The sequence below is a fragment of the Phormidium sp. CCY1219 genome (assembly GCF_055795085.1).
This window is the reverse complement of record NZ_JAYFEQ010000670.1, coordinates 1-7056: the sequence shown is the minus strand read 5'-3', so window position 1 is coordinate 7056 and position 7056 is coordinate 1. Positions and strand designations below refer to the sequence as shown.

Annotated in this window: 8 protein-coding genes; 2 read left to right on the top strand and 6 right to left on the bottom strand. The window is 49.2% G+C overall.

The genetic code is table 11. The features are described 5' to 3' along the window. Positions 1-639 precede the first annotated feature (639 nt). A complete protein-coding gene (locus tag AC0QH1_RS19555; protein WP_324632961.1) occupies positions 640-1257 on the bottom strand; it encodes an alpha/beta hydrolase in 618 nt (205 codons plus the stop codon). A gap of 129 nt (positions 1258-1386) precedes the next feature. Then, the gene (locus AC0QH1_RS19550) at positions 1387-2106 is read right to left on the bottom strand and encodes an alpha/beta hydrolase (RefSeq protein WP_324632960.1); all 720 of its coding nucleotides are present in this window, start codon (positions 2104-2106) and stop codon (positions 1387-1389) included. Positions 2107-3044: 938 nt separating this feature from the next. Here AC0QH1_RS19550 and AC0QH1_RS19545 point away from each other — a divergent pair. Next, the gene (locus AC0QH1_RS19545; protein ID WP_324632959.1) at positions 3045-3440 is read left to right on the top strand and encodes a hypothetical protein; all 396 of its coding nucleotides are present in this window, start codon (positions 3045-3047) and stop codon (positions 3438-3440) included. After that, on the top strand, positions 3337-4020 hold the full coding sequence (purN, locus tag AC0QH1_RS19540) for a phosphoribosylglycinamide formyltransferase (RefSeq protein ID WP_442957341.1): 684 nt from the start codon (positions 3337-3339) through the stop codon (positions 4018-4020). Before AC0QH1_RS19545 ends, purN begins: the two co-directional genes overlap by 104 nt. Before the next feature lie 34 nt (positions 4021-4054). Here the strand turns inward: purN and AC0QH1_RS19535 are convergent, their stop codons facing one another. From AC0QH1_RS19535 to AC0QH1_RS19520, 4 genes are all read right to left on the bottom strand, one after another. Beyond that, entirely contained in the window at positions 4055-4660 is a 606-nt protein-coding gene (locus AC0QH1_RS19535) for a CPBP family intramembrane glutamic endopeptidase (RefSeq protein WP_324632956.1), read from the bottom strand. Positions 4661-4724: 64 nt separating this feature from the next. Next, entirely contained in the window at positions 4725-5786 is a 1062-nt protein-coding gene (locus tag AC0QH1_RS19530) for a DUF3326 domain-containing protein (RefSeq protein ID WP_324632955.1), read from the bottom strand. A gap of 278 nt (positions 5787-6064) precedes the next feature. Continuing rightward, on the bottom strand, positions 6065-6256 hold the full coding sequence (locus AC0QH1_RS19525) for a hypothetical protein (protein WP_324632954.1): 192 nt from the start codon (positions 6254-6256) through the stop codon (positions 6065-6067). 182 nt (positions 6257-6438) lie between these two features. Then, entirely contained in the window at positions 6439-6762 is a 324-nt protein-coding gene (locus AC0QH1_RS19520; protein WP_324632953.1) for a 2Fe-2S iron-sulfur cluster-binding protein, read from the bottom strand. Positions 6763-7056 lie beyond the last annotated feature (294 nt).

Genomic DNA, 7056 nt, shown 5'->3' with positions numbered 1-7056 from the left:
GGGATGGAAAAAACTATCCCGATTTCCGCAATAGTTATTTATCCCTAGTCCAACCCCCAGGGATGGGAAAAAACTATCCCGATATCCGCAATAGTTATTTATCCCTAGTCCAACCCCCAGGGATGGGAAAAACTATCCCGATATCCGCAATAGTTATTTATCCCTAGTCCAACTCCCAGGGATGGGAAAAAACTATCCCGATTAGCGCAATAGTTATTTATCCCTAGTCCAACTCCCAGGGATGGAAAAAACTATCCCGATAAGCGCAATAGTTATTTATCCTGTAGCGCCCCATCGGTGAAAAAAACCTGTCGCGATCGCGCCATAGTTATAAGATTTTCATATGAGTAAGGTAGAGAATTTTTCATTTCGGAGGTGTAAGCGCGGTAATGACTATTCGGCTACTTACCAAATGAATTTGAGAAAGGCTATATCTTTCATTTTTGAGCCTATTACTCCCTCTTCAGCCGCGTTGCATTTCTACTTTTTCTCCGGTTTTAAAAGCAAAAAAACTGCTTCTTTTTAGATAAGAAACAGTCTGGTTATTGCAATTTTGAATTTTCCCTCGAATTTTAAACTCCCAAAAAAGGGAGTTTACAGAGTCTCTGTTTTGACGGTTTTATCCAGCAAACATTGAGCTTAACAAATTAAGTCAGCCAGAGTTTCTCTGAGGAACATAATCGATTCCATAGCGCCTTCGACCAAGAATTCGATTTCACCGTAAGCTTTGTTAATCTGTCTAGCATCCACGTAAAGTTCCTGAGCGGGATATTTTTCAATCACCTCTAACAGGGAAACGCTGCGATCGTCTGCCGCAGAAAGCACGATACTCGATCGCAATGCTTCGATTTCTTTACGACGGGAAGGCGGATAAATCACCTGACCGATTTCATAGAGGAATAATTCGCCGCCGATAAAGTTGAGCGCGCGATCCAAAAATCGCACGTTGGCTGGAATTTCGCGGGTCAAAAGGGTGCGAAAGGTATCGCGATCGACATTAGCAACACCGGTTAAAAATCTCAAAACTCGCGAGGCTTCTCCGGTTCTGGCGAAGGTGACGAGTTCGGATACCGGAATCGGTAATGTCTGCGGTCCGTAGGTTAGAACCACTTTTTTGGTCGCCACGGCTGGATTGGGATTAAATACCACCAAAGACAAGGTGGTTATAAAAACTGCCAGGGCGAGGGCGACAAATTTAACCCACTTTTGACGGATAGCGTTAACACGCTTGAGAAAGGTTTGGAAGCGCAATTTCATGGATTCACTCCTGAAGGATTAGTCATCCTTGCCTCGCGTGCGGATATGCTGATAAAGCTGATTTCAATCCTCCACTCGCGAGGCGATGCGAGAGATGAGTTTGTCTTGCCTAATTCAAGACAAATCGGTTTATCGTTGCCACCCGAAATTTGTCGAGGTCGAACTGCGGAACAGTTCCGGGGCTGGCGGGTTGTTCATATCTGAACCAAATAAACCTTCGTCGGTGCAAACCAAATCGTACAGATAGGTTTCTACCACTTGGGCGATCGCCAGTACGTCGGTGGCAATGAAGCTGATTCGATTGTACGCTTCTTCCAGCAACGGTCCGTTCACTACCAGTCGCGTTTCTGGATACTCTACAAACAGTTCAAACAGGCTTAATTCGTCATTGTCTGCCGCATCTAAAAAGGCATCGATGACTTCAGAGACGTTTTCTTCCACTGCTACTCCAAACACCGGTTCGAGTCGGGTCAATACGAATTGTCCGATGGTGCTGTTGAGCACTTTTCTCAAAAATTCCCGAGATACGGGAATTGGTTCGGACAAAATAAAACGCAATGCCTCTACATCCCGTTCGGAAATTCCCAATCGGGTGCGAAATTCCGGCGGTTCTGCTCCTGTTTCTACGAAGGTTTCTAAATCTTCTATGGAAATCGTCTCGCGTGCGGTTCCATAGTTTAGAATAATTTCCTCAACGGCGAGGGCGCTGTCGCAATTCCACGTAAAGGTGGCAAAGGTGGCTAGCAATAAAGCCAAACCCACGGATAAACACCTCTTTGCAGCACTGCGTAAACCTGTAAGTTGCTGGCGGAGATTTTCAAAAATGTTGGTCTGCGATGGAATGTTCATGCATCCACTCCTAATAGAATTTTTGGCACCAAGCGATCCTGCTTTTCTTGATATATTAATCCGGTTCGTGGATAGTTTTGACCATCCCCCCGTTACATATTTGGGAATTTCCTTGATTTTGAATTATCCAGATCTTCTGTTACGGATTCGGATTCGGATCGAGGAAGCCAAACCCGTCACTTCAGATTGGGGAAAGGAAATTGACTCCCAAATTGGTTTTGGGGTACCAGTTTAGCAGTTTTCACCTTCTTAGGGGTTGATGTTGGCTATTGCCCGACAGCAACCCAAGCGGAACTATTTTACCACTTGGAATTCATTTGTCATCATTTTTAGCGGTTAGATTAGGACGAATAAGAAATGTGACGATTAAGAAATCCGGCGGTTCCTCGGTGGGTGTGGAAAAGTTGCTCTCGCCTCAGAGTGCAGATCCTTCCGACGATATTTCTAACCCCCCGATCCTCGGTATAGGAATTGATTGGCGGGGAATGTTATGGTTAATCAAAGATAATAAAGACCCCCGTTTTACATAAAAGTAACTTTCATGGGAACTGGGTAAGGGTGGGATGGCGCTTGGAAAAATAAAGGCGCGATCGCCAATTTTCACACTGGAGATTCCTCGGTTTGAATTTATTCCCCGGCTTGGCGTTGCTATCCCTCGCCACCCGGTCCCCCCGCCCGGTAAAACTCTGGTTAAGGGGGCAATGGGATGGGTTTGAGCGCCTTGATTGGGGATTGAGGGAGATTGGAATCCCGAGAGGAGGAAAGCGATTGCCTTCCTCTGGTGGCGCGAGTCCACCAGTCTGCGGTTCCCCAGTTGCCAATTCACAGAAAGACTAACCTATTGAGGTCGCTTTCGCAATCCTCCACGGCGGATGAGCGCGATCGCCCCTTCGAACCGTGGGTTTTTTCTATTCCAAGCGTTTGCACCGCTATGCTTTGTGGGAAACGGCTTTCCGGTTTTTACCCCCAAACCCCGATCGCCAAATCCAGGCGCGATCGCAGGGGCGGATCGCCTGCAAGTCACCCCCCATCGGCGCAAAATAACCGGGATGAGGAGGATGGGAAAACCTGGACCGGTGCAAGCACTATCGAGCAAACCGCTGCGGAGAAAATATCCCCTTTGGGGTTTCGATTGCCCCGATCGCCAGCCCTTAGCCGAATCTGGCTCATCGGGGTCGCTCTTCGGGGACGATCGAAAACCAGCCAAACCGCTCTATCATTTCCTGCATGATGTCTACGTCAGCGACTTGCAAATCTATGTCGAGTTTTGTTATTTCTCCAGTGTTGCCGCCCAATTTTATGGCCGAGAATCCACCGCGCGATCGCCCACTTAAATTAGGTATTCTCGCCTCGGGCAGCGGCACGAATTTTGAAGCCATTGCTGAGGCAATCTCCACGCAACAATTGAATGCTCAAATCCAAGTCTTAATTTACAACAATCCCCGTGCCACAGTCTTAGAACGCGCCGAACGCCGAAATATTCCCGCCGTTTTGCTCAATCATCGTCACTTCAAAAAACGCGAAGACTTCGACCGCAAAATTGTCGAAACTTTACGCGATTTGGATGTAGAATTAGTGGTCATGGCCGGATGGATGCGAATTCTGACTCGGGTTCTGTTTGAGGGGTTTCCCAATCGCATTCTCAACATTCATCCCAGTTTATTACCCAGTTTCAAAGGCGCTCATGCAGTGGAAGATGCCCTGGAAGCTAAGGTAAAAATTACGGGATGTACGGTTCATTTTGCCACCTTAGAAGTGGATAGCGGGCCGATTTTAATCCAGGCTGCCGTGCCGATTTTGCCGGGAGATACGGCGCAAACCCTGCACGATCGCATTCAAGAACGAGAATATGAAATCTACCCGCAGGCGATCGCAATGGCGGCACGAACTCTCGCCGGATTTCCCCTGCCATAACCCTCGAAAACAGCTTGAGTCTCGCCGATTTATCTTAATCCAGCGATTCGCTTTCTTGGCTCATTTTGCCCATTTTCCACAGCACGCTGGAGAGCAAATTGGTGACGATGTGAGCGGCGATCGGCACGAGCAAATTTCCCGTGATTAAGGCGCTGCTTCCTAATAACAGCCCCACGATGGTCGCCCATACCATGTACGGCCATTGTTGGGGTCCGCTCAGGTGCAGGAACCCAAAACAAGCGCTCGATACCACCAATCCCGCCGGATTCATCCCGATCGCCGGCAGCATCACGCCGCGAAATAACAATTCTTCGCTCATTCCGGGCAACAGTCCAAGCCATATTAAATCCGGCCACAGTAAGGGTTCTAACACTAATTCCAGGTAAAAATTGGCGCAGCGACGATAGGCTGGCCACCAGCGATAGACAATGGAACTGGCGGCGCTAATCCCAAATCCAAGACCCACACCCCAGGCGATCGCCAACCAATCCCACTCCCATGCCAATCTCGAAACGCTGCCCAAGTAAAGCCACAGCTTTGCTACCCCCAGCAAAATGATGGCTGTTACCCCCATTGCAATGAGAATCTGAGGCCGCGTGAGGGGTTCCATTTCTGGCTCGTTCGGAAGCTGTTCTGACACCGGTACTCTCGAAGAAAATTTTTATCGCCCACTGACCGCAGATGAGGCTTGTCACCTCCCTCGCTCAGTTAAGGCACTGAAGCGGATCGAGTTGGGGACAAAGCGCCGCCGAGGAAATTCCGCCCCGATGCGCCACTAACACACCCAGTGCCTCTAAATATGAGTTTACCTCTACGGCTGCAATTCCCAATTTTTTTGGCGGAACTCGCATCTGGGTGTGATTGTCCCTCACCGCGATAATCTGGGTGCGGGTCTGACTCAAACTTAGCACAGCACTGCCCCCGGCTGCATTGCCAGGAATGACTGCCGCATCGATGTCCTCGGCCCACAAATCCGAAGCGCGAGAGTTACTATTTTTTGGGGTGATAAACTGCGGCGCGCGACTCAATCCGGCTAACACGCAAGGTAAAAAGGTGTAGCCAATTTCTTCGGCGGCGGCACGGGGGGAAATCTCTGGCTCTAAGGGCAGGGGCAATAAGGCAGGGGCATGGGCGCAGGGAACCTGAAATTGCCGCACTACTAAATGGCTGATTACTGCTTCGGCACCGGCAAGGGGGTCTACTCCGCTTCCGTGACGATAGTTTTGCAAGGCTTCGCTCCCTTCGTCATCGGGAAATCTCGCAACCACTGCGATCGCTTCGGCTTTGGCTTGCTCAATTAATTTCTCTGCGGCCCTGAGCAAACTATCTGGGTTGCCAATGCTTCCCCAACTCGCTCCCGCCTCGGAGAGTCGCAATTCCACGTTTAAGGGCGCATCGGTAATGGCATAGTCGGTTAAGTTTAACCCTAATGTGGCTCTCGTGGCATCCGCTGCTTGCAAGTGCCGCACTCTTAACTCGGGTTCGATGCCGCGATCGAAAATTAACCCGATGCGATTTTGCCATACCGATCGCAACCCCCAGCAGGAAGCCGCAAATTTGTCCAGTGCGTACCCTTCTACATACCATGCATTGGCGATCGGCCAATACAGTTGGGCACCGTTGAGCACGTTGGGATGGGTAATCAGGCGATCGGCTACTTGCGCGATCGCTCTGGCTACGGGCAACGCATCCCCCGCATATCCCCCCATCGCTGCCCCTACACCTGTCGGTACAATTAACACCACCGTGTAAGGACGTTGAGTCATCTTTCTTTCCCCAATACTACCCTCTGGCTTCGCTCTAGTCTTTTAAACATCTTTTAATTTGCATATTTTATTGGCTTTTAAACCAATCGTTGTGTCAAACTCTCCCTGGCGCAAGACTCCTGTTCAGGGTTAAAAACTGGGTATTTTCTCAAACATACATAATGACGGTTTCGCCACAAAGATTAAGATAAAAACCCGGCCTTTTTCCCCCTCTAGTCTACTAATTGACCATCGATTTGCTATCTCGATTGATTATGCACATTAAATGAACAAGCCAGTTAGCGATCGCCTTCCTTCGCTTCCACCGTCACCACCGCCTCAACTTTGGCTTTTTGTTTGGCGGTATCTACATCAGTCACGGCCCAGCGCAGGGGTTCCCCTCGCTTTTGCAATTCTCCCTCAATCTCTTGTTGCAACTCCACCGGCGAGGCTTTTAGGTCGATTTCCGCACTGATAAAATGAGTCGTCATCCCTCTTCTCCTAATAATGATTCCCTATTCGGCAATTTCTTTCGCAATTAACCGCCATTCCATCGGCGGGGTAAAGTTAAGGGGTGACTCCTGTGTACGCCTTTCCCACCCCAAGGGTTGAGTGGCATACACAGAAGTGAACATTTCTCCCCATCCTTGGCATTTTATAGAAGCAAAACTCCTTAACCTTGACCGAATTGACGCTCGTAAACTTCATCTTCTTTTTCGGTCTCGATTTTGAGATTCGATCGCGCATAGGCAACACACAGCAGCACGTATCCTTCCTCTAGCAGATCCGGTCCGAGACCCATCGCATCGCTTTGATCCACACTGCCTTCGCCGATAATCTTCGCCGCACAGGTGGTACAAACCCCGGAATTGCAAGAACTCGGCAGATCCATTATCCCCGCCCCATAAGCGGCACGCAAAATTTGTTTGTCTTCGGGCACTTCTATGGTGTGGGTGGTGCCTTGATGATTGATTTCAACTGTGTAAGTTTTTGCCATTGTTTAACTCGTTCCCTGGAAACTGCACGCTCCGCGATCGCGGCTACTCTATTCTGGTAACGCTTATTTTATCGTGTTGTCGCCTCCAAATTCGCGATCGCTCCTGAAAATTTCCCGCCCCCAAAAATCAGCCGCGTTTGAATCTCCCCTCCCGCCCCCAGGTGGCGGCCCGGTCACAATTTCAGATGAGGTTAAAACATGATATAATGATGAAACTAAATTCAATCATCGGGGCAGGGCACTTAAGCAATATTTGCATTGCATTTAAGTCCTGGTTGCCGCCACGGGTTCAGT

Excerpts from the sequence above, each read along its gene's own strand:
- AC0QH1_RS19555 (WP_324632961.1), bottom strand. The coding sequence starts at position 1,257 with ATGAAATTGCGCTTCCAAACCTTTCTCAAGCGTGTTAACGCTATCCGT.
- AC0QH1_RS19550 (WP_324632960.1), bottom strand. The coding sequence starts at position 2,106 with ATGAACATTCCATCGCAGACCAACATTTTTGAAAATCTCCGCCAGCAA.
- purN (WP_442957341.1), top strand. The coding sequence starts at position 3,337 with ATGTCTACGTCAGCGACTTGCAAATCTATGTCGAGTTTTGTTATTTCT.
- AC0QH1_RS19530 (WP_324632955.1), bottom strand. The coding sequence starts at position 5,786 with ATGACTCAACGTCCTTACACGGTGGTGTTAATTGTACCGACAGGTGTA.
- AC0QH1_RS19525 (WP_324632954.1), bottom strand. The coding sequence starts at position 6,256 with ATGACGACTCATTTTATCAGTGCGGAAATCGACCTAAAAGCCTCGCCG.
- AC0QH1_RS19520 (WP_324632953.1), bottom strand. The coding sequence starts at position 6,762 with ATGGCAAAAACTTACACAGTTGAAATCAATCATCAAGGCACCACCCAC.